The sequence below is a fragment of the Spirosoma sp. 48-14 genome, assembly GCF_001898575.1.
Taxonomy (GTDB): Bacteria; Bacteroidota; Bacteroidia; order Cytophagales; family Spirosomataceae; genus Spirosoma.
In genome coordinates, this window is record NZ_MKUD01000002.1 from 21,051 (window position 1) to 46,804 (window position 25,754).

Annotated in this window: 33 protein-coding genes; 10 read left to right on the forward strand and 23 right to left on the reverse strand. The window is 48.1% G+C overall.

Features of this window, described 5'->3' with window-relative positions; genetic code table 11:
• Positions 1 to 63: 63 nt before the first annotated feature.
• Complete coding sequence (locus BGO59_RS03125) at positions 64 to 1,476, reverse strand: ATP-binding protein (protein WP_293680332.1); 1,413 nt, start codon at positions 1,474 to 1,476, stop codon at positions 64 to 66.
• A gap of 152 nt (positions 1,477 to 1,628) precedes the next feature.
• On the opposite strand from BGO59_RS03125, the gene BGO59_RS03130 reads away from it, so the two are divergent.
• Together BGO59_RS03130 and BGO59_RS03135 are read left to right on the forward strand one after the other, a co-directional pair.
• Positions 1,629 to 2,537 (forward strand): ChaN family lipoprotein, encoded by a 909-nt coding sequence (locus tag BGO59_RS03130; protein ID WP_293680335.1) that lies wholly within the window; start codon positions 1,629 to 1,631, stop codon positions 2,535 to 2,537.
• Positions 2,538 to 2,621: 84 nt separating this feature from the next.
• Positions 2,622 to 3,386: an SDR family oxidoreductase gene (locus BGO59_RS03135; protein ID WP_293680338.1), complete on the forward strand. Its 765-nt coding sequence runs from the start codon at positions 2,622 to 2,624 to the stop codon at positions 3,384 to 3,386.
• 52 nt (positions 3,387 to 3,438) lie between these two features.
• Here BGO59_RS03135 and BGO59_RS03140 read toward each other — a convergent pair whose 3' ends face one another.
• Positions 3,439 to 4,503, reverse strand: coding sequence for a hypothetical protein (locus tag BGO59_RS03140; RefSeq protein WP_293680341.1), 1,065 nt, complete (start codon positions 4,501 to 4,503; stop codon positions 3,439 to 3,441).
• Positions 4,504 to 4,587: 84 nt separating this feature from the next.
• On the opposite strand from BGO59_RS03140, the gene BGO59_RS03145 reads away from it, so the two are divergent.
• The 6 genes from BGO59_RS03145 (at position 4,588) to BGO59_RS03170 (ending at position 10,153) form a co-directional block, all read left to right on the forward strand.
• Entirely contained in the window at positions 4,588 to 5,808 is a 1,221-nt protein-coding gene (locus tag BGO59_RS03145; protein WP_293680344.1) for a putative sugar nucleotidyl transferase, read from the forward strand.
• A 59-nt stretch (positions 5,809 to 5,867) separates the two neighbouring features.
• Entirely contained in the window at positions 5,868 to 6,992 is a 1,125-nt protein-coding gene (holB, locus tag BGO59_RS03150) for a DNA polymerase III subunit delta' (RefSeq protein ID WP_293680347.1), read from the forward strand.
• Between the two features lie 77 nt (positions 6,993 to 7,069).
• Positions 7,070 to 7,537, forward strand: a complete 468-nt coding sequence (locus BGO59_RS03155; protein ID WP_293680350.1) for a RimK/LysX family protein — start codon at positions 7,070 to 7,072, stop codon at positions 7,535 to 7,537.
• Between the two features lie 79 nt (positions 7,538 to 7,616).
• Positions 7,617 to 8,525 carry a 30S ribosomal protein S6--L-glutamate ligase gene (gene rimK, locus BGO59_RS03160; RefSeq protein ID WP_293680353.1) on the forward strand — a complete coding sequence of 303 codons (909 nt, stop codon included), beginning with the start codon at positions 7,617 to 7,619 and terminating at the stop codon, positions 8,523 to 8,525.
• A 90-nt stretch (positions 8,526 to 8,615) separates the two neighbouring features.
• Positions 8,616 to 9,170, forward strand: a complete 555-nt coding sequence (locus BGO59_RS03165; protein WP_293680356.1) for a hypothetical protein — start codon at positions 8,616 to 8,618, stop codon at positions 9,168 to 9,170.
• Positions 9,171 to 9,241: 71 nt separating this feature from the next.
• On the forward strand, positions 9,242 to 10,153 hold the full coding sequence (locus BGO59_RS03170; protein WP_293680359.1) for a TIGR01777 family oxidoreductase: 912 nt from the start codon (positions 9,242 to 9,244) through the stop codon (positions 10,151 to 10,153).
• A 77-nt stretch (positions 10,154 to 10,230) separates the two neighbouring features.
• Here BGO59_RS03170 and BGO59_RS03175 read toward each other — a convergent pair whose 3' ends face one another.
• Positions 10,231 to 11,670, reverse strand: coding sequence for a mandelate racemase/muconate lactonizing enzyme family protein (locus BGO59_RS03175; RefSeq protein ID WP_293680362.1), 1,440 nt, complete (start codon positions 11,668 to 11,670; stop codon positions 10,231 to 10,233).
• A gap of 140 nt (positions 11,671 to 11,810) precedes the next feature.
• On the opposite strand from BGO59_RS03175, the gene BGO59_RS03180 reads away from it, so the two are divergent.
• Complete coding sequence (locus BGO59_RS03180; RefSeq protein ID WP_293680365.1) at positions 11,811 to 12,749, forward strand: RraA family protein; 939 nt, start codon at positions 11,811 to 11,813, stop codon at positions 12,747 to 12,749.
• 110 nt (positions 12,750 to 12,859) lie between these two features.
• Complete coding sequence (locus BGO59_RS03185; protein WP_293680368.1) at positions 12,860 to 13,792, forward strand: RraA family protein; 933 nt, start codon at positions 12,860 to 12,862, stop codon at positions 13,790 to 13,792.
• A 156-nt stretch (positions 13,793 to 13,948) separates the two neighbouring features.
• Here BGO59_RS03185 and carA read toward each other — a convergent pair whose 3' ends face one another.
• The 20 genes from carA to rplN all read right to left on the reverse strand — a co-directional run bounded on the left by carA (position 13,949) and on the right by rplN (position 25,753).
• Positions 13,949 to 15,052: a glutamine-hydrolyzing carbamoyl-phosphate synthase small subunit gene (gene carA, locus BGO59_RS03190; RefSeq protein WP_293680371.1), complete on the reverse strand. Its 1,104-nt coding sequence runs from the start codon at positions 15,050 to 15,052 to the stop codon at positions 13,949 to 13,951.
• A gap of 82 nt (positions 15,053 to 15,134) precedes the next feature.
• Positions 15,135 to 15,917: a 50S ribosomal protein L17 gene (gene rplQ, locus BGO59_RS03195; RefSeq protein WP_293680374.1), complete on the reverse strand. Its 783-nt coding sequence runs from the start codon at positions 15,915 to 15,917 to the stop codon at positions 15,135 to 15,137.
• 84 nt (positions 15,918 to 16,001) lie between these two features.
• Positions 16,002 to 16,991 carry a DNA-directed RNA polymerase subunit alpha gene (locus tag BGO59_RS03200; protein ID WP_026262621.1) on the reverse strand — a complete coding sequence of 330 codons (990 nt, stop codon included), beginning with the start codon at positions 16,989 to 16,991 and terminating at the stop codon, positions 16,002 to 16,004.
• 136 nt (positions 16,992 to 17,127) lie between these two features.
• Positions 17,128 to 17,733, reverse strand: a complete 606-nt coding sequence (rpsD, locus tag BGO59_RS03205) for a 30S ribosomal protein S4 (protein WP_293680381.1) — start codon at positions 17,731 to 17,733, stop codon at positions 17,128 to 17,130.
• Between the two features lie 77 nt (positions 17,734 to 17,810).
• A complete protein-coding gene (rpsK, locus tag BGO59_RS03210) occupies positions 17,811 to 18,206 on the reverse strand; it encodes a 30S ribosomal protein S11 (RefSeq protein ID WP_020600933.1) in 396 nt (131 codons plus the stop codon).
• A 100-nt stretch (positions 18,207 to 18,306) separates the two neighbouring features.
• Positions 18,307 to 18,684: a 30S ribosomal protein S13 gene (gene rpsM / locus BGO59_RS03215; protein ID WP_020600934.1), complete on the reverse strand. Its 378-nt coding sequence runs from the start codon at positions 18,682 to 18,684 to the stop codon at positions 18,307 to 18,309.
• Between the two features lie 2 nt (positions 18,685 to 18,686).
• On the reverse strand, positions 18,687 to 18,803 hold the full coding sequence (gene ykgO / locus BGO59_RS03220; protein WP_018618719.1) for a type B 50S ribosomal protein L36: 117 nt from the start codon (positions 18,801 to 18,803) through the stop codon (positions 18,687 to 18,689).
• Between the two features lie 96 nt (positions 18,804 to 18,899).
• Positions 18,900 to 19,118: a translation initiation factor IF-1 gene (gene infA / locus BGO59_RS03225; protein ID WP_009284801.1), complete on the reverse strand. Its 219-nt coding sequence runs from the start codon at positions 19,116 to 19,118 to the stop codon at positions 18,900 to 18,902.
• Between the two features lie 6 nt (positions 19,119 to 19,124).
• Positions 19,125 to 19,937 (reverse strand): type I methionyl aminopeptidase, encoded by an 813-nt coding sequence (map, locus tag BGO59_RS03230; protein ID WP_293680456.1) that lies wholly within the window; start codon positions 19,935 to 19,937, stop codon positions 19,125 to 19,127.
• A 32-nt stretch (positions 19,938 to 19,969) separates the two neighbouring features.
• Positions 19,970 to 21,286: a preprotein translocase subunit SecY gene (secY, locus tag BGO59_RS03235; RefSeq protein WP_293680459.1), complete on the reverse strand. Its 1,317-nt coding sequence runs from the start codon at positions 21,284 to 21,286 to the stop codon at positions 19,970 to 19,972.
• A 31-nt stretch (positions 21,287 to 21,317) separates the two neighbouring features.
• Positions 21,318 to 21,794: a 50S ribosomal protein L15 gene (gene rplO, locus BGO59_RS03240; protein ID WP_293680462.1), complete on the reverse strand. Its 477-nt coding sequence runs from the start codon at positions 21,792 to 21,794 to the stop codon at positions 21,318 to 21,320.
• A 93-nt stretch (positions 21,795 to 21,887) separates the two neighbouring features.
• The gene (gene rpmD, locus BGO59_RS03245) at positions 21,888 to 22,067 is read right to left on the reverse strand and encodes a 50S ribosomal protein L30 (RefSeq protein WP_020600938.1); all 180 of its coding nucleotides are present in this window, start codon (positions 22,065 to 22,067) and stop codon (positions 21,888 to 21,890) included.
• Positions 22,068 to 22,086: 19 nt separating this feature from the next.
• A complete protein-coding gene (rpsE, locus tag BGO59_RS03250) occupies positions 22,087 to 22,605 on the reverse strand; it encodes a 30S ribosomal protein S5 (protein WP_020600939.1) in 519 nt (172 codons plus the stop codon).
• Between the two features lie 3 nt (positions 22,606 to 22,608).
• Positions 22,609 to 22,962: a 50S ribosomal protein L18 gene (gene rplR, locus BGO59_RS03255; protein ID WP_080054050.1), complete on the reverse strand. Its 354-nt coding sequence runs from the start codon at positions 22,960 to 22,962 to the stop codon at positions 22,609 to 22,611.
• Positions 22,963 to 23,095: 133 nt separating this feature from the next.
• Positions 23,096 to 23,653, reverse strand: a complete 558-nt coding sequence (gene rplF, locus BGO59_RS03260; RefSeq protein ID WP_080054051.1) for a 50S ribosomal protein L6 — start codon at positions 23,651 to 23,653, stop codon at positions 23,096 to 23,098.
• Positions 23,654 to 23,666: 13 nt separating this feature from the next.
• Positions 23,667 to 24,065 (reverse strand): 30S ribosomal protein S8, encoded by a 399-nt coding sequence (gene rpsH / locus BGO59_RS03265; protein WP_020600942.1) that lies wholly within the window; start codon positions 24,063 to 24,065, stop codon positions 23,667 to 23,669.
• A gap of 91 nt (positions 24,066 to 24,156) precedes the next feature.
• Entirely contained in the window at positions 24,157 to 24,426 is a 270-nt protein-coding gene (gene rpsN / locus BGO59_RS03270; RefSeq protein ID WP_020600943.1) for a 30S ribosomal protein S14, read from the reverse strand.
• A 23-nt stretch (positions 24,427 to 24,449) separates the two neighbouring features.
• The gene (gene rplE / locus BGO59_RS03275) at positions 24,450 to 25,004 is read right to left on the reverse strand and encodes a 50S ribosomal protein L5 (protein WP_293680477.1); all 555 of its coding nucleotides are present in this window, start codon (positions 25,002 to 25,004) and stop codon (positions 24,450 to 24,452) included.
• Positions 25,005 to 25,024: 20 nt separating this feature from the next.
• Positions 25,025 to 25,381: a 50S ribosomal protein L24 gene (rplX, locus tag BGO59_RS03280; protein ID WP_293680480.1), complete on the reverse strand. Its 357-nt coding sequence runs from the start codon at positions 25,379 to 25,381 to the stop codon at positions 25,025 to 25,027.
• A 3-nt stretch (positions 25,382 to 25,384) separates the two neighbouring features.
• Positions 25,385 to 25,753, reverse strand: coding sequence for a 50S ribosomal protein L14 (rplN, locus tag BGO59_RS03285; protein ID WP_018618706.1), 369 nt, complete (start codon positions 25,751 to 25,753; stop codon positions 25,385 to 25,387).
• Between the last annotated feature and the right edge of the window lies 1 nt (position 25,754).

The following is a 25,754-nucleotide window of genomic DNA, read 5'->3' on the forward strand; positions in this document are numbered from 1 at the left end:
TGAGTGATTGAATTGTTGAATAAAAAAAGCTTGCGCCAGCTATTCAATCACTCAATCATTCAATCATTGAACAGGCAGGCAAACACTGAATTCGGTTCGGCCCGGTGCCGACTGGACCTTGATGGAGCCGTTATGATGTTTCACAATGCCCTGTACAATATCAAGACCAAGCCCAGTACCTTTGCCAATTTCTTTGGTTGTAAAAAAAGGTTCGAATATCTTATCCTGAATATCGGCCGGAATCCCGCTACCGTTATCGACAATCCTGGTGAGCACAAAATCCAGTCCGTTGGCCTGGTGATCGGGCTGGCTGCTGATCTCGATTTGCCCGCCCTCAGATAGCGCATCAACGGCGTTGTCGATCAGATTGGTCCATACCTGATTCAGTTCACCCGGCCAGCCACACACAGCGGGCAAGTGATCGGGCAGGTTGAGATTAACGGTAATGTGTTTGCTCTTGACTTTGTGATTCAGGAGCGTAAGCGTATTGCGAATCCCTTCGGCCAGTTGAACCGATTCTTTGCCTACCCCCCGATCCATATGGGTGTAATTTTTTATGGAGCCCACCAGCGTAGAAATGCGTCGGGATGCTTCGCTGATGTCGAACACAAGATTTTCAGTAACGAGGTTATTGACCAACCAGTTAACGACTCCACCCAGGTTCGACTCCCCAATTTTATCCAGAATCCAATCCAGATCTGTTACCGAAAAGCAGTATTCGACTAGTGGCCCGACCAGGTCCAGTGAATCATCAACGCCATGATCGTCGAGCCAGTCGGTCAGTTCATCTTCCAGACTACTACGTTCCAGCAAGGTTAGCGGTGCCGACGCGCCTTTAGCCAGGCATGCATCCAGCTTCCCGAAAAAAACCGTGTTGATCGAGTCAACCTGCTCGTTGGTAAGCCTTAGGTTCATGATCGTTTTAAAGGCTTCTGGCGTTGCCCGCAAGTGCGCTTTCAAGGTTTCGGCCGACCGAACCACGGCTGCAACTGGGTTATTCAGTTCATGGGCAAGTCCCGCCGACAATCGACCGAGCGAAGCCATTTTCTCATTTTGCTGGGTCAGCTTGGTAAAATCCCGAACCCGCGTGGTCATCTGATGGACCAACACTTCGGTAAGTTCATAGCAGGCCCCAATTAATGCCTGAAGATGATCGCGATGCAGTTGAAGGATTCGCGAGCCTTTATCCGCAATCAATCGGTTCGGGATGCTCTTCATGCGTGAAAATGGCAACACCCCAAGAATAGCATGCTGTTCGTAAACAATCAGTTCATCACCCGATCCATTGGCCGCAGTTTCGACCCGAATGCGCCCTTCGAGTAGCAAGATCAGGAAATCAACCGGCTCACCGGGTTTATACAGAATCGTTTCGTCGGGAAATGGGACGACTTCAGCGCGTTCGATTACCCATTGCAACTGATCGTCAGGTACGGATTCAAACGCTGGAAACTGGCGAAGATTCTCTAACAGACTCATATCGACTGGCGTTGATGGCTACACAACATCACAACGTTTGGCAAGTCAGTCAGGTAACGAATTGTTCGTCCGATTGGTTACCTAATAGCCATTGGTTGCGATTTTCCTGAAAATTGCAGATTTTTTGGTAAGAAAACTTCACTGTACCGCAAATGCGACTGACTTTGTTTGCTCTTTGCCTGATGGCATTCTCCTTTCGTCCTGACAAACCGGCCTACCGACTTTATACATCCACGCTGAAAACAACGACCTACGCCAAGCTTCTTCACCAGGCTACCGAGGCTGATGTGGTTCTGTTTGGCGAGTTGCATAACAACCCCATCTGCCACTGGCTCGAACTTCAACTCACCAAAGACATACAGGCCGCTAAGAAAGGTAGTTTAGTCCTCGGCGCTGAAATGTTCGAAACCGACAATCAGACCGCCCTCAGCGATTATATTCAGGCCAAAACGACAGCCAAAGAACTCGCTGCACAAACCCGGCTCTGGCCAAATTTCACGACTGACTATAAACCAATTACCGATTTTGCCCGCGAGCAACATATTCCGTTCATCGCCACCAATGTACCCCGCGTTTATGCCCGACTGGTGTCTCGGCAGGGGCTATCAGCTCTCGACACGCTTTCGGCCGATGCCAAACGCCAGATAGCCCCTTTGCCCTTGACCGTTGATCTTACGTTGCCCGGTTACCAGGCTATGATCGATATGATGGGCAATGCGTCGCACAGTGGAGTGACCAATCCACAGACAACGACCAGCAGCAAAGCGCCCAGCGATATGGCCGCCAATTTCGCCCGCGCCCAGGCAATTAAGGATGCAACCATGGCCCATTTTATTCTGCAAAACCACACAGCAGGCCAGACATTCCTGCATTTCAATGGCGATTACCATTCCAAAAACTTCGAGGGTATTGTCTGGTATCTCCGACAGCAAAAGCCAAATCTGAAAATCATGACAATTTCCTCCGCCGAAGTGCTTGATGTTAATCATCCAGATGCCGGAAATCGAGACCTGGCTGATTTTCTGATTGCCATACCTACCGACATGACCAAGACCTATTAAGTGCAGCAATCCTGTCAGTTAATAAGTTTTTAAGATGCCTGGCTTCGTTTCTGGTTCTTTCTTAAGACCGGACAAGACAAAACCATGCTTAAAGACTTGTTCAACCTACGTGGTAAAAATGTGCTGATAACAGGATCTAGTCAGGGCATAGGTAAAGCGATTGCACTGGCGATGGCTGAATTTGGAGCTAATGTGGTGGTACACAACCGAAAAGGAGACCAGGAAGCCTGGCAGGTATCAGAACAAATTCGAGAGCAGGGTGTGAAAGGTGATGTCATTGGCGTCGATCTGGGGCAGCCCAATGCAGTAGACAACCTATTTCGGCAAGTAACAGGCTTGGTAGGCCACATCGATATTCTAGTCCTTAACGCATCAGTACAGATTCCGAAGGTCTGGGAAGAAATCTCAGTAGATGAATTCGATGCCCAGGTCAGTGCAAACTGGAAATCGACCGTTCTGATGATGCAACGATTTGCACCGGGTATGACTGAGAGGGGCTGGGGCCGTATACTGACCATTGGCAGCGTACAGGAGCTAAAGCCCCATCCGGCCATGGTGGTTTACGCTGGCACCAAAGCGGCCATAGCCAATACCGTTCGAAATTTGGCTCTTCAATTAGCCGACAAAGGCGTTACGGTCAATAACCTCTCACCAGGCGTCATCGAAACTCCTCGTACAGACGACCCGATCCCGCCCATCCCTGACCAGATCAGCCAACGCATGAGTATACCCGTCGGCTTTGAAGGCCAACCTAACGACCTTGCCGGTATGGCTGTTCTACTTTGTTCACAGGCAGGCCGATACATTACTGGTCAAACTATTTTTGTCGATGGAGGGATGGGGCTTTAGTTTTACTAATTGAATTGCTGAATGAAAAAGCTTGCGTCAGCTATTCAACAATTCAATCATTCAGCAATTCAATCCGTAAATACTCCCCTACCAGTGCCCAGCTATGGGCTTCACAATACCAGCGCATCTGAACGATAGAGCGATTAGCGAACCGACGAAGCCACGGTTGTTGATACGCGGTTAATAAACCGGCAATGAAAAAGTGGAAAGTTTTGATGTCTGACTCGATTGTAGCCAACGAAATAGATGGCCGTGGTTCCCCCAGCCGTTGCAACGCAGTAGCCAGCATACACTGTTCCACTGTATTGGTAGCCTGCTTCAATTCCTGATAGGCATCATCAATCAGCTGTTCATGAATGGAGGCCAGTCCGGGAATTGAAAAAGCAGCCACCAGCCGGGCTATATGATAGATAATCAGCGATGTACGGGCGTAGTGGGGAGCGCATTGAAAGGGTTCGGCTTTATAGCGCCCCGTCTCTACGATGGAGCGCAGATAATATAGGGAGTCCGTATCGTGCTGATTAAGCGGTAAGTTGTAGCGATAAATGCAGTAGAGCATATTACTCAATGCACAGGCATCAAAATCGACGCCCATATTTTTACCAAACCAGGTCGAATAAGCCCGTAGATGCCGATAATCGGGAAAGGTGTTTCGAATCTGATGGCGCTGGCTTCCATTAGCGTGTTGGCTGAGTTTGTCTTTTAACCACAGCCTATCAGCCAATGACGGCTCACTCGTCAGGAAAACCATAGCCGTATCGTCGATATCATCGGGAATACGAAAGTGTTCAAACCGCCGAAACAGATAGCCATTAGGGAAATGCCGGGACGGTTGCGTTGGCCAGAAGTTATACGTATTGAGTCCGTCCTTGTTGCGAAAAAGCGGATAAGCCATTTGCGCTCGCCCGGCCATCTGATCGATCAGTTGCTGGCACGCGAGTGACACCCTCTGTCGCAGGTTTTGCAGCGTAAAAATCGTAATGGCCGTAAAAAAAACATTCGTATCAGACCGATGATAGCCTAATTGATCATTCCGGCGAATGGCGGGAAACAGGCCATCATCACCCTGCAAACTGGCGATATGCCGGATAATAAAATCGATTGAAAGGGCAGCCATAGTTTTGGTAAAAGTACTGTTTCATGTGTTCTCTTTTTCCAGATTAAGGTTAGATATTTGTCCACTTATCCAGTGAACTACTCAATGCCAAACCTCATTTTATTCGACGATCCGGTTATCCGAACCGCCCTGCTACCTTTCACATTCACCCGGCCGGTAGCCGACATCCGTGTTGGTATTCTGACAATAGCCGAGAAGTGGGCAAGTCGTTTATCGGTTACTGCTTCTTTCCTGACAGAACCTTACCTTCAAACGAAATACCCGTCCATTTCCGGTTCTGATAATGTATACATCAACGGAGCCATATGCCCTACCGATGCGCTGACGAACGCTGTCAAACAGTTGGCAATGGGTGAGAGTCTGGTAGCATCTGATGGATTAGTACTGGCTTTACGTACAGATCAGACCCTGTCGTTTCATGACAGCCTGACCCATTTGGCGCAGCAGACCACCGTTTTTGATGAACATGTGCCAACCATGCGCTACCTATGGAGCCTTATTGCGGCCAATGGGAATCAAATAAGTGTCGACTTTGCCCTTCTGACTGCTGGACGAAAATCAAAGCCTATCACCGACCCCTTCACCCATTGCTATGCTCCCGAAAACGTATTTATTGAAGAGGGTGCCGTCATACGGGCCGCTACCTTAAATGCCGAAGATGGTCCTATATATATTGGTCGGAATGCCATCATAAGCGAAGGAAGTATTCTGATTGGCCCCTGCGCCTTTGGCGAAGGCACGATGGTTCATTATAATAGTAAAATGCGTAAGAACACCAGTGCTGGCCCTTACTGCAAAGTAGGGGGCGAAATAGGTAATTCGATCTTGTTTGGCAATAGCGGCAAAGGTCATGAAGGCTATCTGGGTGATTCTGTTGTTGGCGAATGGTGTAATCTGGGGGCGGGCACCAATACATCGAACCTCAAAAACGACTATACAACCGTTAAGTTGCATAGTTATTCGACCAATGGTCTGGTCGATACAGGCCGACAGTTCTGCGGGCTCATGATGGGCGATTTCACCAAAGCCGGTATCGGCACCCTGTTTAATACAGGAACTGTGGTGGGCGTTAACGTAAATGTATTTGGTAGTGGGCTACCTCCAAAATACCTGGCTTCATTCTCTTGGGGTGGTGCCATCAATGGCTTTACAACCTACCGACTTGAGAAGGCCCTTCAGGTAGCTGCGGAAGCATTCAAACGACGCAATAAAGAATTTGATGAAGTAGAAGAAGGTATTCTGAGAGAAGTTTTCAGACTCGAACGAACCCGACCGATCGACCCCTCAGCATCCTTTGATCTATAGGTACTTTATGTCCTGACCAATCTGTTCAGGACATAAAGTATTCCCAATTACGTTGATTTATGCAATTTTCCGAAATAATCGGTCAGGACGAGACCAAACAGTTGCTGCTTCGGGCGGTCCAGACCAATCACCTGGCGCACGCGTTGCTGTTCGATGGCCCGGAAGGAAGTGCCAACCTGGCCCTTGCCCTGGCGCTGGCGCAGTATGTTAACTGCGAGGACCGGCAGGCAGACGATTCATGCGGACGGTGTGCATCATGCATAAAAACCCAGAAACTCGTTCACCCTGATCTGCACATGGTATTCCCGGTCGCGAATCTGGCGAAGGGAAAAACGTCTGAAGCTTATCTGACCGACTGGCGCTCATTTTTGCTCGAATCGCCTTATCGTACCCTACCCAACTGGCTCGAATCCGTAAACGCTGATAATAAGCAGGGGAACATTTCGGCCGAAGAAGCCCGTACTATTTTACAGAAGCTGTCGCTGAAAGCCTACGAAGGGGCCTATAAAATTATGCTCATCTGGCTTCCCGAACTGATGAATACGTCGTCGGCCAATGCGTTGCTGAAAGTGCTAGAAGAGCCCCCCGCCCAAACGCTGTTTTTGCTGGTGACTAACCAGCCCGACAAACTGCTCATTACGATTCTGTCGCGAACACAACGGGTAGCTATTCGGGCCTTTACGGATGAAGAAGTAGCCACCTACCTACGCCAGCATCTGAATTTCGACGAAACCACTGCCCGACGGCTGGCTTACCTGGCAGATGGAAATCTGGCCGAAGCGCTGACTCGTAGCAAGCAGGACACCGCATCCGTTGAGCAGCACAACTGGTTTGCCGAATGGATGCGTACCTGCTATCGGCAGGACTTGATTGAACTGGTTAAACAGGCCGACCAGTTTGACGGTTTCAGTAAAGAGAAGCAGAAAGGGCTGTTGGAATACAGTATCCGGCTCTACCGTGATCTGTTCCTTTGGCAACAGGGGGCTGCCGAACTGTTACGATTACCCGACAATGAGATGGCTTTTGTTAAGAACTTTGCTAAAATACTGACGACCAACCATATCGAACGCATTGTCAACGACCTGAATGAAGCGACCTATCATCTTGAACGGAATGCCCGCGCCAAAATGATTATGCTCGATATGTCGCTTACGTTCAGCCGATTAATTAAAACAAAGCTGTAGTACAATAAAGTTTTTTTTACCCAGCCATATACCCCCTACTTTATATCTGTGCAACGTTATAACTTTACAGCTCCAGCATGAAGCCTCGTACATCTAAGCCCAAGAAACTGATCGGCATGACGGACCTTGTCGATTTTCCAGATCTGGAGCTTATGAATGTGCAGGCAAAAATTGATACTGGTGCTTATACATCATCACTACACTGCAAAAAAGTCCGTCTGATTAAATCGGGGACACAAACAAAATTGCGTTTTTCGCTCATTGGCAAAACAGGCGAGCCCCATCGGGAGTTTTACAGCGACCAGTTCAGCCAACGTATGATTCGCAATTCGTTCGGAGTCGCCGAAAAACGGTACGTTATTAAAACTCGCATTATACTCTTTGGGCGCACCATCCGGGCGGAGTTTACCCTCGCCGACCGTGAAAATCTAAAAAACCCAGTACTGCTGGGTCGGAAACTACTTCGCAATCGATTCATCGTTGATGTCTCGCAAAAAAATCTCTCTTATCAAGCTAAGCAACAGTCTATGGTTATCAGCCAGTAGCCACTAGTCCCCTGCTACACATTCTAACTGGCTGTCGACTGACAACTTTCGACGACTGATTATCGACTTTCTCACGTTTATGCGTATTGCCATATTATCGGCTAAGCCCGATTTATACTCAACACAACGCCTTCTTGACGCCATTCACGAGCGGGGCCACGAAGGCTGCATCATTAACCATCTGAACTGTCAGATGATGATTGAAGGGGGCCGTCCATCGGTCTTATATGAGGGCGAAGAACTTTCTTCCTTCGATGCCATCGTACCTCGTATCGGTGCTTCGGTAACCGATTATGGGTGCGCCGTTGTTCGGCAGTTTGAAATGATGAACGTCTTCACAACGGGCAAATCGCAGGCCATCATGCGATCGCGGAATAAGCTGCGCAGCTTACAGGTGCTTTCAAAAGCGGGCGTAGGTCTACCCAAAACCATGTTTGCCAACCATCCTAAAAATGGCGACGTTACCCAGCTCATCAAGCTCGTAGGTGGCCCTCCCGTCGTTATCAAACTGCTGGAAGGCACCCAGGGCATTGGCGTTGTCCTGGCCGAGAGTATTAAAACCGCCAAATCGACCATCGAAGCCTTTTACGGCCTGAAAAAGAACGTACTGGTGCAGGAGTTCATCGCCGAAGCTAAAGGGTCTGACATCAGAGCGTTTGTGGTAGGAAGCCGAGTGGTAGGGGCTATCAAACGGCAGGGACTCGACGGCGAATTTCGTTCCAATCTGCATCGAGGTGGCAATGCCGTATCGATACAACTTACTGCCGATGAAGAACAAACAGCCATCTCAGCAGCCCGCGCACTGGGGTTGAAAGTAGCAGGCGTTGATATGTTACCTTCCGAACGCGGCCCTCTCGTACTGGAAGTTAACTCGTCACCTGGTCTGGAAGGCATCGAAACAGCTACGGGCGTCGACATTGCCGCCGAGATCATTACCTATATCGAAGAAAAAATCAAAGCCGACGAAGGTGACACGGTGGGAGTATGATAAAAAAGAGTGAAAGAGTGAAAGAGCGAAAGAGTGGCTTACGCATACTATATTCGCCCATTCACTCTTTCGCTCTTTCACTCTTTAAATATGCCTGCTCTTGACCCTGATCTGAAAAAAGCGATTGTCCGAATGCCGGGTGCGGAAAAAGACAAACTGCTTCTGCGGCTCATCACCAAAGATGCTGTACTGACCGAACGGCTTCAGTTTGAATTGGTTGAGGGGGGAAAAACCATCGATGAACGACGGTCACTAATCCGAGACTTTATCGACCGAACGGCTAAGCTCCACGCAGATACGGCTGGCTGGCTTATGATGGACATGCGGACGGCCAGTGGCTACATTAGTCGCCATCTGAAGGTTACGAAAGACAAATACGGTGAGGTCGAGTTAATGCTGTATATGCTCAATACGTTTTATGAGCACAATGCCCATTTGCTCCAGAAATACAATTCACGCACCGATAAAGCCGCTGAGTACATCGCCAAACGAGCCGAACAAGTCTTAAAAAAAGTCGTTAAGCTCGACCCTGACTATTACATCGAATTTGCCGACGACATCAATAGGTTACTCAGTTGGGTACATTACACGGCACCAGCACATTATGCCCGGCAGTTGGGCTTGCCGAAGGAGTGGGATCTGTGAATAAACAGATGCCCCTTAAACCCTATGATTGAACATAGGGTTGTAGAGTTGACCATTCCATTCACACGTGTATGCAACAAACGGTTTTAATTACAGGAGGTACTGGCACCATTGGTCGACGGCTCACTCAGCTATTACAAGCGCAGGGGTATCAGGTAGCCTTACTAAGCCATTCCGCTAAAACCCTTCCCGGTCTGAAAGTTTACCAATGGGACATCGAAAAAGGGGAGATCGCTTTAGAGGCCATTCAAACGGCAGATCACATCGTTCACCTGGCTGGCGAAGGCATTGCCGATGGGCGGTGGACAGACAGCCGAAAAGAAAAAATCCTGAACAGTCGCACCCAATCGACGGATTTACTGGCAAAGGTGTTGGCCGAAAACGATCACCATGTCAAGTCATTTATCGGGGCGTCGGCCATAGGCTTTTATGGGGGTGATACCAGCGATCGTCCCCTGACTGAAACCAGCGAAGGAGGTTCCGACTTCTTAGCGCAAGTGGTACGTGCCTGGGAACGATCAGAAATGCAAATTGCATCGCTTGGTATTCGGACGGTGTTGTTACGAACAGGCGTCGTACTAACAGCAGACGGGGGAGCCTTACCGAAAATCGCTCAACCGATTCGTTTAGGAGCTGGTGCACCAATTGGCTCAGGGCAGCAATATATCGCCTGGATTCATCTGGACGATATGTGCCGAATGTACACACAAGCCCTGACCGATACAACTTGGCAGGGTATTTACAATGCAGTGGCCCCGAATCCGGTCACGAACGAAACACTCACCAAAGCAATCGCCGATGTGCTGCATCGTCCGCTCATACTACCCAATATTCCGGAGTTCACCATCAAGCTACTCTATGGCGAAATGGCCATTGTAGTAACCGGCGGAAATTACGTTCTAAATAAGCGCATCGCCGACGAAACGACCTTCACCTATCAATATGCTGATTTGAAAACGGCACTGGAGGATTTGTTAACGTAGCGCGGGCGGAAGCCCGTGCAGTCGTATTTCAACATAAGTAAGTCTACGACTGCACGGGCTTCCGCCCACGTTACAGACTAACTCCACTCCCGGTCGGCCGAATCGCGGGTATTCCAGGAGTCGGTTGGGGCAAACCAGGTGGCTCCTTTCTTCAGGAATTTTTTAGCGACTTCTTCGTTCAGTTCGACGCCCAAACCGGGTTTTTCGGGTACGCGGACAAAGCCTTTCTCAACGATGGGCTTCATACCCGTTACCAGATCTTCCCAGCCGGCCACATCAACGCCGTGGTGTTCCAGCGCAACAAAGTTTTCGGTAGCGGCTGCACAGTGTACGTTGGCCATCATCGAGATGGGCGAACCGGCAAAGTGCATGGCCATTGGAATTCCGGCTTCTTCGGCGTAATCACCAATTTTTTTCGTTTCCAGCAAACCACCCGACGATGCCAGATCGGGGTGAATCATATCAACAGCCCGTGCATCAATCAATTTCTTAAAGCCTTCCTTCAGATAAATGTCTTCACCTGTTAAGGTTGGGGTGTCAATCGCATCCGAAATCTGTTTCCATTGGTCGGTATAAAACCAGGGGACAAGGTCTTCCAGCCAGGCCAACCGGAAAGGTTCAACGGCTTTACCGATTTGAATAGCCGTATTCACGTCGAAATGACCAAAGTGATCGGCAGCTAATGGCGTGTCGTAGCCGACAATCTCGCGTACTTTTCCAACGTGTTCGGCCAGTCGATCCAGCCCTTTTTTGGTAACCTGAATTCGGGTGAAAGGGTGCTTCGTATTGGCGTAATTTCCCAGCTTACCAGGTTCGGCATCGCTCCACTGGCGCTTCACACTCCAGTTATTTGCGTTCACGAGCATACCCGGCTGATCGGCCAGCATACCGATACCAAAATCCATTTTCAGAAATGTGTAGCCCTGATCCCGGCGTTTCTTCATATTCTGAGCAAAGCCTTCGTAGGTGTCGGCTTCGGGTGTATCGGCATATAGGCGAATAAAATCACGGTATTTGCCACCCAGCAATTGATAGGCTGGAACGTTATAGGCTTTACCAGCCAAATCCCAGAGCGCCATTTCAACGCCACAGACACCACCGGCAGCCCGGCTTTGCCCACCAAATTGTTTGACCTGCTTAAAAATCTGCTCAACGTTGCAGGGGTTCTTGCCTAACAGTCGGCTCTTCAGCATGAGGGCGTAGTTAGCGCTGGCTCCATCACGCACCTCGCCCCAGCCAACTAATCCCTGATTCGTATCAATTCGGATGATTGGGCTGGTAAACGGAACGCCTTGCAGTACGGCAATGCGCATATCGGTAATCTTCAACTCGGCAGGCTTCGAGTCACGATTTACCTTCTGAGTAATAAACTCCAGTTCCTGATCGACAACATGCGGGCCACCAAGTTTGTCGAACATCATACCAAGAGATAGGCCACCTAATCCGGCGTTTCGGATAAAATCACGGCGGTCAGATGCGTTGCCGGACGACGACAACCGGGAGAAAATGTTTTTCATGGGAAAAAGTCAGGGTGTTATAGCGATTCAGTCATAAAATGACTCAATGGCAGTAATTTACTTATTACAGTGCCTTTTATGTGTAGAATAGTCTTAAACCCTTCTTTTTTCATATGAATAAACTGGCTTTACGTAAAACAATGGTAAAGAGATCGTTACTTACCGTAAGCGCCATCGTTACCTTATGCATTTCAGGCCAGGCCCAGCGCATTGGCTCGTCGGCCGAATACGTTACGGCACTAACCGCCAACTGGAAAGGTGAGCGGTTTGCCGATGGCCGTCCGAAAGTACCTGACATTGTACTGGAACGATTACAGAACTGTACGCTGGAGCAAATCTGGGGGTATCTGGGCAATAAAGGGTATCGGAATCAGGTCGAAAAGAACTGGGTTATTCTGAAACCCGGCGAAACCATGACGGGTCGGGTTGTAACGGCACAATTCATGCCTACCCGCCCCGACCTCGACAGTCTGGTTCGCGCCCAGGGCAAGGCCGAAGGACGTTCGCAAAAAGGAGGCATCAATATCTGGCCAATCGACATCTTGACCAAAGGCGATATTTACGTAGCGGATGGCTATGGTAAAATAAAAGACGGCACCTTAATTGGTTCGAGCCTCGGAAACGCTATTTATGGCAAAACAGGCAAAGGCGTTATCTTTTACGGTTCTATACGCGATATGCAGGAATTGAAGGATACCCAGGGCTTCAACGCCTGGGTAAAAGGGCATGATCCTTCGTATATTAAGGATATGACCCCTACTTCTATCAACGCCCCCATTCGGATTGGTGAAGTCACTGTTCTTCCCGGCGATGTGGTTTTCGCGAATGAATATGGTGTCGTGTTTATTCCGGCACACCTGGTCGAAGGGCTGGTCTCAGCTTCCGAAATGACAGCCCTACGGGACGAGTTTGAACGATATCTTCTCCAGCAAAGCAAATACCCTTCCGGCGAAATCCACGGCGACTGGTCGGAAAAAATCAAAGGCGAGTTCAGAACCTGGGTTGGAAAATACCCCAAGAAGCTAGCCGTTACACAGAAAGACATAGAAGCCTATCTAGCCAAAGAAGGGCACAAATAAGCCATCTCTCCATCGAAACGGTCATCTACTGTGTAAAGCTTATTTTTGCGCAGGAGATGACCGTTTCAGCATCCAGTCTATTATCTGATACCTAAAAAGTTGATTCAATAATGAACTTCCGCCTTGTCAGCGTTTTGTCGCTTCTTATTATCTATTGCCTTTCGAACGCCCTGTTTGGCCAAACACTTCCAAAAGATGAGCTTCTGTTTTTAACCTCTGAATGGAAAGGCGATCGTTTCCCCGATGGACGACCCAAAATTTCCGATGCATTAATTGAACGCGCCAAACATATTGGTATCGACGATGCCTGGACCGTACTGAAAAACGAGGGGTACGTCAATCAATTCGAAGGAGGTTGGAAACTGATTCATAACGATGTACCCGTGGTCGGTCGCGCTGTTACAGCCATGTTTATGCCCAGTCGACCCGATGTCGAGAAGAATATTAAAGAGCGAGGCATCAGCAAACAGGGCCGCAAAGGGAATACCAATGCCTGGCCAATTGAAACCCTAACCAAAGGAGATGTGTACGTGGCCGATGCATTTGGTAAAATCGGCGGAGGTACTCTTATGGGTGCTACCTTGGGAAACGCCATTTTCAGTAAGACCGGCAATGGCGTTGTATTTCATGGTGCTGCCCGCGATTTACAGGAACTGGAAAACATTAAAGGCTTCAACGCCTTTGTTCGTGATTTCCACCCGTCTTTTCTGGAAGAAATGGTACTTATGGGCTTGAATACGCCTATCCGTATAGGCAGTGCAATGGTGCTGCCGGGCGATCTGGTTATTGCCCAACGCGAGGGAGTTTTGTTTGTGCCAGCGCATATGGCCGAACAGGTGATCAGCACCTGTGAATTTGTTGTTCGTAAAGACCAGTTTGGTTTTGAAGTTGTTAAGTCAGGGCGGTATACTACAGGGCAGATTGACAGCCAATGGACTGATGAAATCAAAACCGAATTCCTGACATGGCTCAGCAGGCACCCCGAGTTAGGTACTATGAGCCGAGCCGAGCTTGACAAAATGATGAGCAAGCGAACCTGGTAATTCAGATTCTACCTGCTCCTGCGCAGCTACTGACCCCTACTATAACCAACTGATTGTTAGGGCAGTTACAGTACTTACAAAATCAACGGATTACAGTAGTTTTTTTACGAATCACGTATTAAAAAAGCCTGAGGTTAATCTCAGGCTTTTTTAATGTTATTCATTCATCATCTGAACGAACTGATCGAACAGATATCGTGAGTCGTGTGGACCAGGCGACGATTCGGGGTGGTATTGCACCGAAAAGGCCGGCTTGTCTTTACGACGGATTCCCTCGATAGTTTTATCGTTCAGATTAATGTGCGTCAACTCAACGTTTGCAGTATCCATCACTTCCTCTGCTTTCACAGCAAAGCCATGGTTTTGAGATGTAACCTCACAATGGCCCGTAATCAAGTTTTTAACGGGGTGATTCAGCCCACGGTGGCCATTGTGCATTTTATAGGTTGAAATGCCGCTGGCCAATGATAGGATCTGGTGGCCCAGGCAAATACCAAACAAAGGCTTATCCGTTTCCAGCGCCTGCTTTACTGTCTCGACAGCATACGGCATAGCAGCTGGGTCACCAGGACCATTAGCAATAAAATAACCGTTTGGCTTCCAGGCTGCTAATTCTTCGTGTGGAGTACGGGCTGGAAACACTTTGCAGAATACACCCCGTTCGTTGAAATTGCTGATAATACTGCGCTTAACGCCTAAATCCAATACGGCTACCCGAAGTTTGGCTTCTGGGTCGCCCTGTTCATACGCTTCTTGCGTACATACTTCCGAGGATAGCTCCAGACCGGCCATGTCAGGTACTTTTTGGAGTTCGGCCAGTAGAAGCGCCGGATCTAGAATCTCCGAAGAAATGATGCAATTCATTACCCCTTTGGATCGAATGTAGCGCACCAGCTGACGAGTATCTACCCCGTGAATCCCCACAATATTAGCCCGTTCGAAATACTCCTGCAGCGACCCGTCGGCGGTGTAACGTGAATGAATATTCGAGAAGAAGTTACACACCATGCCCCGGATTTTCACTCCGTTCGACTCTTGCTCGGCATTGTTTAACACACCGTAATTGCCAATATGTGAGGTGGTGTTGATAATGACCTGGCCATAGTAGGAGGGATCAGTGTAAATCTCCTGGTAGCCGGTCATGCCGGTATTGAAGCAGATTTCGCCGGCGGCTGTCCCGATTTTACCCAGCGCCAGACCGCGATATACGCTTCCATCCTGTAAAACCAACAATGCTTCAGGTTGCTTCGTATGTTTCATGTATGCGTTTGAGCTTGAAATATTAAAAAAAAGGGCTAACCGTTGAGGTTAACCCATTTCCATATGACGTGTTTCTGAATCACTATTCTTCGGCTTCTTTACCACCTTTCAAACGATCCTGTAATGCTGCCAGTTCATCCCATTTGCCATCGCGGGCCAGAGCTGCCTGTTCATTCCAGGTTGTAGCGTCATGCACATTGAAACGAGGACCAGCATCAACCAATACTTGTTGAACAGCTTCGTCTTGTGCGTCGGCCAACTGCGCAAAGGTAGTAATACCTGCGTTATTCAGCAACTCAGCGATTTTAGGGCCAATGCCTTCAATCTTGGTAAGATCATCGCCCGATGGGGCGGCAGCAACCGGAGCTTCTTCGGCTGGCGCTTCTGTTGCAGGAGTTGCTTCAGCATCTGTTGCAGCAACAGCCTGACGTGGACTTCCGCTCCGACGGCTCCGACGAGTTTTGGTTGTTGCAGCGGTTTTCTCAGCGGCAGCAGCAATCAGCAGCTCATTGAAATCAACCAGTTCGATCAGACAGGTCTCAGCATTATCGCCCAGACGGCTACCCAATTTAATAATCCGGGTATAACCACCAGGACGGCTGGCGATTTTGTCAGCAACCGTACCGAATAATTCTTTGATGGTCTCTTTATTGTGGAGTGTCTGAAAGATCACCCGACGATTCTGATAAGTATCGTCTTTTGCTCGCGTCAGAATAGGCTCTACGAATTTGCGAAGTTCTTTCGCCTTTGCAACCGTCGTTTCAATACGCTTGTGCATAATCAGCGATGTCGCTAGATTTTGTAACAGCGCTTCGCGGTGCGAATGTGTCCGGCCTAAGTGATTATCTTTTTTACCGTGTCTCATTTTCTTGGAGAAGGGAGAAGGGAGGAGGGAGAAGGGAGGAGCTTTGCTCCTTTTCCCTTTTCCTTTTTCCCTTCTCCTTAGGTTTTAATCTTCGTCTAATCTGTATTTGCTGACATCCATCCCGAATGTCAAGTTTTTCTCTGCTACCAGTTGCTCCAGCTCCGTAAGCGACTTCTTCCCGAAGTTGCGGAACTTCATCATATCCGAAATTTCTAACCGAACCAGATCGCCCAGCGTCCGTACATCTGCCGACTTTAAGCAGTTGTAAGCACGTACCGACAGATCAAGGTCGGCCAGCGAGGTTTTCAGCAATTTCCGCATATGCAGAACTTCTTCGTCTACTACGTTTTCTTCTTCTGGCTTAGCCGTTTCAAACGTCATGGTCTGATCCGAGAACAGCATGAAGTGCTGAATCAGAATCTTGGCGGCTTCCTGCAATGCAATTTCAGGGTGTACCGAACCATCTGTTTCAATGTCTAAAAGAAGGCGCTCATAGTCCGTTTTTTGCTCTACCCGTGTGTTATCAACACCATATTTCACGTTTTTGATTGGCGTGTAAATGGCATCAATTGGGATATGACCAAATGGCAGCTCATTAGCCCGTGGTTCGTCAGCCGGAACATACCCACGGCCTTTTTCCACGATAATTTCCATCTCAAAATCCCGCGTATCATCGATATGGCAGATTTCCAGTTCAGGATTCAGCACTTCGAACGATGGCGAGAATTTCGATATATCACCAGCTTTCAGAACTGGCTGTTTCTTGATGTTTACGGTAATTTTGTTGTCAACCATGTCCGAAATCTTTTTGAACCGAACCATTTTCAGGTTCAGGATAATTTCGGTCACGTCTTCAACTACGCCCTCAATTGAAGAAAACTCATGCAACACACCGGGGAATTTTACGCTTGTAATGGCGTATCCTTCCAGCGATGACAGCAGAATGCGACGAAGCGCATTGCCGATGGTTACACCGTATCCTTTTTCAAGGGGTTTGAATTCAAACGCCCCGTGAAAGTCGTCAGCTTTCTCCACTACGACTTTGTCGGGCATCTGGAACGCTAATATGGACATACGTTTCGTATTTTTTAAGCAGTTCTCTGCCTGGCGTGAAGACTAAACTAGTTTGGACTCAGGTTTATGATTTGCGGTGGGACTACGAACGAAAACTGCGTGGACCAACCGTAAATCATAAACCCAAAACCATTTATTACTTCGAATACAATTCGACGATGGCCTGCTCGTTGAAGTTTTCAGGAATCTGGTCACGCTCAGGGTAGCTGATAAACTTACCCGTCATTTGCTGTGCATCCCACTCAACCCAGTTATACCGCTTTGTATTCCGAGCAGTTAAGCTACCGGCAATTGCTTCAAGTGACTTCGATTTCTCACGAACGCCGATCAATTGGCCGGGTTTCAGCGAGTAAGAAGGAATATTTACTACTTCGCCATCCACAACAATATGTTTGTGTGATACCAATTGACGAGCAGCCCGACGTGATGAAGCGATACCCAACCGATAAACCGTGTTATCTAAACGGGCTTCGCATAATTTGAGGAGGTTTTCACCCGTGATACCCTCACGAACCTGTGCACGGTGGAACAAAGCCCGGAACTGACGTTCCAGAATACCGTACGTATACTTAACTTTTTGTTTTTCAGTTAATTGGAGCGCATATTCAGACTGTTTCCGTTTGCGACCCCGACCGTGCATACCCGGTCCGTAATTTTTTTTCTGGAGCGCTTTGCTCGGACCCATGATGGGTTCGTTGAACTTGCGCGAAATTTTGGCTTTTGGCCCAATGTAACGTGCCATTCTTCAATGAATGAATAATTGTGAAACATTGGACAGACACAACCGAATGTCGCCTGTCCCTATTCATGTCATCCGTATTATACGCGACGACGTTTTGGCGGCCGGCACCCATTGTGCGGCAGCGGGGTAATATCCCGGATAGTCGTTACTTCGATACCCGAGTTTTGGATGGTGCGAATTGCCGACTCACGACCGGAGCCTGGACCTTTCACAAACACTTCTGCTTTACGCATTCCCAGATCGTGGGCAACAGCGGCACAGTTCTGCGCGGCCATTTGTGCTGCATAAGGGGTATTTTTCTTCGAGCCACGGAAGCCCATTTTACCCGCTGAAGACCAGGAGATAACCTGACCGTTCATGTTTGTAAGAGAAATGATGATGTTGTTAAACGTAGCCCGGATATGTACCTGACCTACGGGTTCAACCACTACCACCCGCTTTTTCGCTTTGTCTTTGCGTTTTGCTTGAGCCATTGTTTTTAGGTAATCGTCAATATGTCATCGAAGCTCATTACTTGCCATCTCCGAAGGAAATGACGCCAAATGGTCTGAATGACGATGAGCGACCAATTAATTATTTCGTTACTTTTTTCTTGTTGGCAACAGTCTTCCGTTTTCCTTTCCGGGTACGGGAGTTGTTTTTCGTATGCTGACCACGAACGGGCAAGCCTTTCCGGTGACGCAGACCTCGGTAGCAGCCGATATCCATCAATCGCTTGATGCTCAACTGCACTTCCGAACGTAGCTGACCTTCTACTTTGTATTCGTTCGAAATCGCATTCCGAACAGCACTAGCTTCAGCATCTGTCCATTCACTGGCTTTCTTATCAACGCTGATACCTGCGTCGGTCAGAATCTTTTTTGCCCGGCTCCGACCAATGCCGAAGATGTATGTCAGCGCGATCTCACCACGCTTCTTGTCTGGAATATCAACACCTGCAATACGTGCCATTCTTAGCCTTGTCTTTGTTTGTAACGGGGATTCTTTTTGTTGATCACGTACAGTTTCCCTTTCCGACGGATCACTTTGCAGTCTTCGCTGCGCTTCTTGATTGACGCTTTAACTTTCATGATAAAAGTTTTCAGTTTACTGGTTTTCAGGTTTCAGTTTATAGTTCAGTCAGGCACTTTAGCATAACCGAAAACAGTAAACTGAAACCTGAAAACTTATTTATACCTATACACAATCCTCGCCTTACTCAAATCGTAAGGCGACATTTCCAACTTTACGCGATCACCAGGTAAAATTTTGATGTAGTTCATCCGCATTTTACCGGAGATGTGAGCAATTACCTCGTGCTTATTTGCCAGTTCGACCCGGAACATCGCATTCGATAAGGCTTCCAAAATAACGCCGTCCTGTTCTATAGAATTCTGTTTTGCCATATTCGCTTAAGCTACCATCAGTTCGGAAGTTTCGATCATCAGGCTTGTATTCGCGGTGACTGCTTCAATGTATTCAAAGGTTGTCAGAATCTCTGCTTTCCCCTTTCGTACAGCTACTGTGTGTTCAAAGTGTGCAGAAGGTTTACGATCAACAGTCCGAATAGTCCAGCCATCACGTTCTTGTACAACTCCCTTTTTGCCGAAGTTGATCATAGGCTCAATTGCCAGAATCATGCCTTCATACAACTTAGGCCCTTGACCGCGCTTGCCATAATTAGGGACTTCAGGAGCTTCATGTAAGTTCTGACCAACGCCATGACCTACGAGTTCCCGAACGACCGAATAACCGAATTTCTCTGTATACGTCTGGATAGCATACCCAATGTCGCCTACCCGATTCCCTTCAATCGCTTTTTCAACGCCGATATAAAGAGACTCCTTCGTTCTTGCCAACAACCGACGAGTGGCCGGGGTCACATTACCGACAGGATACGTGTAGGCACTATCGCTATGGTAGCCATTTAGCTTTACACCGCAATCGATGGAAACGATATCACCGTCTCGAAGTTCGTAGCGGCTTGGAAAACCATGAACCACCACATCATTGACGGAAATACAGAGCGAAGCCGGAAACTTATTATATCCTAAGAATGAAGGTGTGCCACCATTATCCTTAATAAACGTTTCTGCGACCTTATCCAGTTCCTTCGTTTGAACACCAGGTCGGATAAGTTTTGCCACTTCAGCATGTGCTTTTCCCAGAACCTGTGCACTGATTTTCATCAAAGCGATTTCTTCTTCGCTTCGAATGTAAATCATCTTGTCCTTTTTGTCAGAACCAGCCATTTCAATTAAGCGGCTACCGTTTCATTAGTACGCCCCTGTACACGGCCTGATTTCATCAAACCTTCGTAGCGACGCATGAGCAGATAGCTTTCTACTTGTTGCAGCGTATCCAATACAACACCAACCATAATTAACAACGATGTGCCGCCGAAGAACTGAGCAAACCCGCTGGTCATACCCAACAGATTGGCGATAGCTGGTAGGATAGCTACAATGGCCAACATAACAGCACCAGGTAGCGTGATCCGATCAAGAACGGTACCGATATAATCTGAGGTTTGGACACCTGGCTTTACACCGGGTATGAAACCACCACTCCGCTTCATATCATCAGCAATCTGTGTCGGGTTAACCGAGATAGCTGTGTAGAAGAACGTAAAGATGATAATCAGCAAACCAAACAGAACGTTGTATTGCCAGGTTGTATAGCTTTGGAAAGCGTTTTGCACACTCGCAGCAAAATCACTTTTCTCCGCAAACAGACCTGCTACGTATGTTGGTATAAACATCAGTGCCTGAGCAAAAATAATTGGCATTACACCCGCAGCATTCAACTTTAAAGGCAAATACTGACGTTGGCCGCCAACCACTTTATTCCCGATGACCTGCTTGGCATACTGAATCGGAATCCGACGTACAGCCTGGGTCAAGACCACCGCACCCATCACAACGAAATAGAGGGCAACCAATTCCAGAACAAAAATCAGGATACCAGCAGAGCCTCTTGATTGCTGCTCACCAATAATGGCACCTGGAAGCCGCGATACAATCCCGATCATTATGATCATAGAGATCCCGTTTCCAATTCCTTTATCAGTGATCCGCTCGCCCAACCACATACAGAAAATTGTACCAGCAGTTAGAACAAACAGAGACGAGATGGTAAATAACCCTCGATCAATTAATAAAGCTTCTGCCGGAATAGTGGTACGGACATACGTGATGGCCTGAACAGCCGTCACACCAATCGTAAGTACCCGCGTGATTTGGTTCAGCCGCTTACGACCCGATTCGCCTTCCTTCTGCATTTTCTGGAAGTAGGGAAGAGCCAGCGTTAGAAGCTGAATTGCAATCGAGGCCGAGATATACGGCATGATCCCAAGCGCAAAAATGGACGCTTTACTAAAAGCACCACCCAGGAAAGTATCCAGCAAACCGAGTAAACCCTGCGGATTTAGGTTCAGTTTTTGGGGATCTACACCCGGCAGTACGATAGCCGTGCCAAGACGGAACGCTGTAATAAACAACAGCGTGTTGAGGATTCGACTCCGCAACTCGTCAATTGCAAAAATATTTTTAAACGTGGTGATGAGTCGGTTCATAAAAGTAGGTCGACTGTTGCCGTGCTACGACTTAGTTAGCTGCTTCCTCGTTCGCTTCTTTAACTGGCACAATGGCCTTTCCCCCTGCTTTCTCGATGGCTTCTTTAGCACTGGCAGAGAAAGCGTGCGCATGGATTTCAACAGCACTGGTCAATTCACCACGGCTCAGTACTTTAACCAGATCTTTCTTGCTCACCAGCCCATGCTGAAGCAGAAAATTCAGGTCAACTACAGTTGCCTTGGTTTCATCAACGAGTGTCTGGATACTATCCAGATTGAGGGGTTTGTATTCGACGCGGTTGATGTTCTTAAAGCCGAATTTCGGAACACGACGTTGTAGGGGCATCTGACCACCTTCGAAGTGCATTTTACGGCTATAACCTGAGCGTGATTGCGCCCCTTTGTGACCACGGGTGGAGGTCCCACCCATACCTGATCCTTGACCGCGCCCGACTCGCTTGCGCTCCCTAACGGAACCTTTTGCCGGTGTAAGGTTGCTTAAATTCATTGGTTTATTTGTAAAAAGTGATTCTTTTGGCTATCCGTAGCCGCTTTGGTGTTACAAAAAGCGGGCCGAAAACCAAAAGAATCGCAAAGGTACTTAAATTTCTTCAATTTTCACCAGGTGCTGCACCTTATTGATTGCACCTTTCAACGCGTCGGTATATTCCAGTTCAACACTGCGGTTGATCTTGCCCAAGCCTAACGACTTAATAGCATTTTTCTGGGATAACGGCCGCTTAATGGTGCTGCTGACCTGCGTGATGCGTACTCGTGCCATGTCTGTTGCTCCTTTTAAATTAACCGTTAAATACTTTCGCCAAGCTAACCTGACGCTGGAAAGCTACCTGATGCGGCAAGCGCATTTTCAGCAGAGCATCCAGCGTAGCTTTTACTACGTTGTGCGGGTTCGACGACCCTTTCGATTTTGCCAGAATGTCGTGTACGCCAGCCGATTCAAGAACGGCACGCATAGCACCACCGGCAATAACGCCTGTACCAGGAGCGGCTGGTTTCAGCAGGACAAAGCCACCGCTAAACTTACCTTCCATTTCGTGAGGAACCGTGCGCTTCAGAAGGGGAACCTGTACCAGGTTTTTCTTTGCGTCTTCTACGCCTTTGGCAATAGCGTCGGTTACTTCATTAGCCTTACCTAGTCCGTATCCTACTACGCCGTTACCATCGCCAACGACAACAATTGCCGAGAAGCTGAACCGGCGACCACCTTTTACCACCTTCGCTACGCGGTTGATGGCTACCACCCGTTCTTTCAGGTCGGCTTCGTTGAATTTTGTCGGTCTTGCTGAATTAATATTCATCGCTTAGAACTTAAGGCCACCCTCGCGGGCTGCATCGGCCAGTGCTTTTACTTTACCGTGATATAAGTAGCCGTTACGGTCGAACACAGCCGTGCTAATGTTCTGAGCAACTGCTTTCTCGGCCAGGCGCTGGCCTACTTTTTTCGCCGTTTCGATTGTATTTCCTTCGGCTTCGCTTTTCAATTCAACCGATGAGGCAAATGCAAGTGTACGACCTGCAAGATCATCAATTAATTGAGCGTAGATCGCTTTGTTAGAGCGGAACACCGACAGGCGAGGACGTTCTGCCGTACCCGATACTTTTGCCCGGATACCGTACTTGATCCGCTGTCTTCTTTCTTGTTTATTCGTTGCCATGTTATTTGATTCCGACCAAATAGGCTGTTTTTAATTGACAGTAAGTTGTCATTTACTTGCCATAATTGTCATTTGGTAAAGCCATAAAAACAAGGAATGACTATCAAATGACAATTGAATGACAATAAATAACTTATTTCTTCGACGAAGTTTTACCAGCTTTCCGGCGAACTTGCTCACCAATAAAGCGGATACCTTTGCCTTTGTAAGGCTCAACTTTACGCAACGAACGGATTTTAGCCGCTACATCGCCAAGCAGTTGTTTATCTGAACCTTCCAGGTACACTTTTGGGTTCTGACCTTTTTCGGTTACGGCCGTTACCTTGATTTCACTTGGAACAGCTACGTACACATTGTGTGAATAGCCTAGTTGAAGCTCAAGAACGTTATTCGTAACGGCTGCTTTATAACCTACCCCGATAATTTCGAGGTCCAGTTTAAAGCCCGTGCTAACACCGGTTACCATATTGTTGACCAGCGAGCGGTACAGACCATGCATCGCCTTATGGCGCTTCTGATCGGTTGGGCGCGATACTTGAATTTGGCCTTCTTCGACTGCTACCGAAATGTCCGGGTCAACCGATTGGGTCAGGGTGCCTTTAGGCCCTTTTACCGTCACGACGTTTTGGGCGTCGACGGACAACGTAACGTTGCTGGGCAGGGCGATGGGTTTCTTACCTATACGTGACATCGTTCAGTTCGGATTAATAGACGTAACACAATACCTCTCCACCAACGTTCAGCGTTTTGGCTTCTTTATCCGTCATTACGCCTTTCGAAGTTGAAAGGATAGCGACACCAAGGCCATTCAGGATACGTGGCAGGTTATCGGCTCCCCGGTATTGACGCAGACCTGGGCGGCTGATACGTTGCAGGTCAACGATAGCGGATTGCTTCGTTGTTGGGTTGTACTTGAGCGCAATTTTGATAGTGCCCTGTGCTGTGCTATCATCGAACTTATAGTTCTGGATGTAGCCTTTGTCGTACAACACTTTGGTAATTTCTTTCTTTATATTGGAAGCAGGAATTTCCACAACCCGGTGCTTTGCCCGGATAGCGTTTCTGACGCGTGTCAGGTAATCTGCTATTGGATCTGTATTCATTCTAAGCGTTGCGTTACTTGCAAACCCCTGCTTTTCAGGAAAGTTCGCAAAATTACGGAAACTGAATTACAAATTGAAATGGAGTCTGGAACTACCAGCTTGCCTTTGTTACACCTGGAATCTTACCTGCCGATGCCATCTCGCGGAACGTAACCCGAGAGATACCAAACTTGCGCATGTATCCCCGAGGACGGCCGGTCAGTTTGCAACGGTTGTGCAGACGAACTGGCGATGCGTTTTTGGGCAGCTTGTCCAGACCGATGTAATCACCAGCCTCTTTCAGTGCCTTACGCTTTGCAGCATACTTGGCAACTAACGCTTCGCGTTTCCGTTCCCGTGCTTTGATTGATTCTTTTGCCATTGTTTTAGCCTTTGTGTCGGTTATTATTTACCACTTTTAGCAAACGGCATTCCCATTGCTTTCAGCAGCTCGTAGCTCTCATTATCGGTGTTGGCTGTCGTCACAAACGTGATGTCCATCCCCGAAATACGGGCTACTTTATCGATGCTGATTTCAGGGAAGATAATCTGTTCCTGCACGCCGAACGTATAGTTACCGCGACCATCGAACCCTTTATCGCTGATGCCTTTGAAGTCACGAACCCGGGGTAACGACACCGTCGTCAGCCGGTCAAGGAATTCATACATCCGCTCACCACGCAGCGTTACTTTCGCACCGATCGGCATTTTCTCCCGAAGCTTGAAGTTCGAGACCGCCTTTTTCGACAACGTCGCAACGGCTTTCTGACCAGTGATCTGCGTTAGTTCGTCAACACCTACGTCTACCAATTTTTTATCAGCGACGGCGGCTCCGATACCTTTATTGATGACAATTTTGCTCAGACGCGGTACTTGCATAACCGACTTATACTGGAATTTGTCTTTCAACTGAGGCATTACCTCATTTAAATATTTCTCTTTCAGTCTTGGCGTTGCCATTTTCTTAGACCTGCTTAAAGTTATTTACGAACGTCAGGGATGAAGTTGCCCGTCTTCTTTGAATAGCGTTGCAACTTGCCCTTGTCGTTCAACTTACGACCTGTGCGGGTAGGTTCGCCGGTAGCAGGGTCAACCAGTTTCAGATTGCTGATATGGATTGATCCTTCCGTTTTTTCCAGACTTCCCTGTGGGTTCGAAGCCGTTGGTTTCAGGTGTTTGGTAATCATAGCGACGCCCTCAACCCGAGCACGATCTTTTTCTACGATTACTTCTTTCACTACTCCACGCTGGCCTTTCGAGTTACCGCCAATCACCAGAACAGTATCACCCGTTTTGATGTGGAATTTGTGTTTCGGTAGCGTTACTTTCTTTTCCATTTCTTACAGTACCTCTGGGGCTAACGATACGATTTTCATAAATTGCTTCTCACGCAATTCGCGGGCTACAGGCCCAAAAATCCGGGTACCACGTGGCTCATCGTTGTTGTTGAGCAACACGGCTGCATTGTCTTCGAAGCGGATGTACGAACCGTCTTTACGGCGTACTTCTTTTTTCGTCCGAACAACTACGGCTTTCGACACTGTACCTTTTTTCATACTGCTGGACGACAGGGCCTGCTTTACTGTCACGACAATCTTGTCACCGACTGATGCATACCGCTTGCCTGTACCGCCCAGAACGCGGATAACCAGCACTTCTTTGGCGCCACTGTTATCGGCTACTCCTAATCTTGATTCTTGCTGTACCATG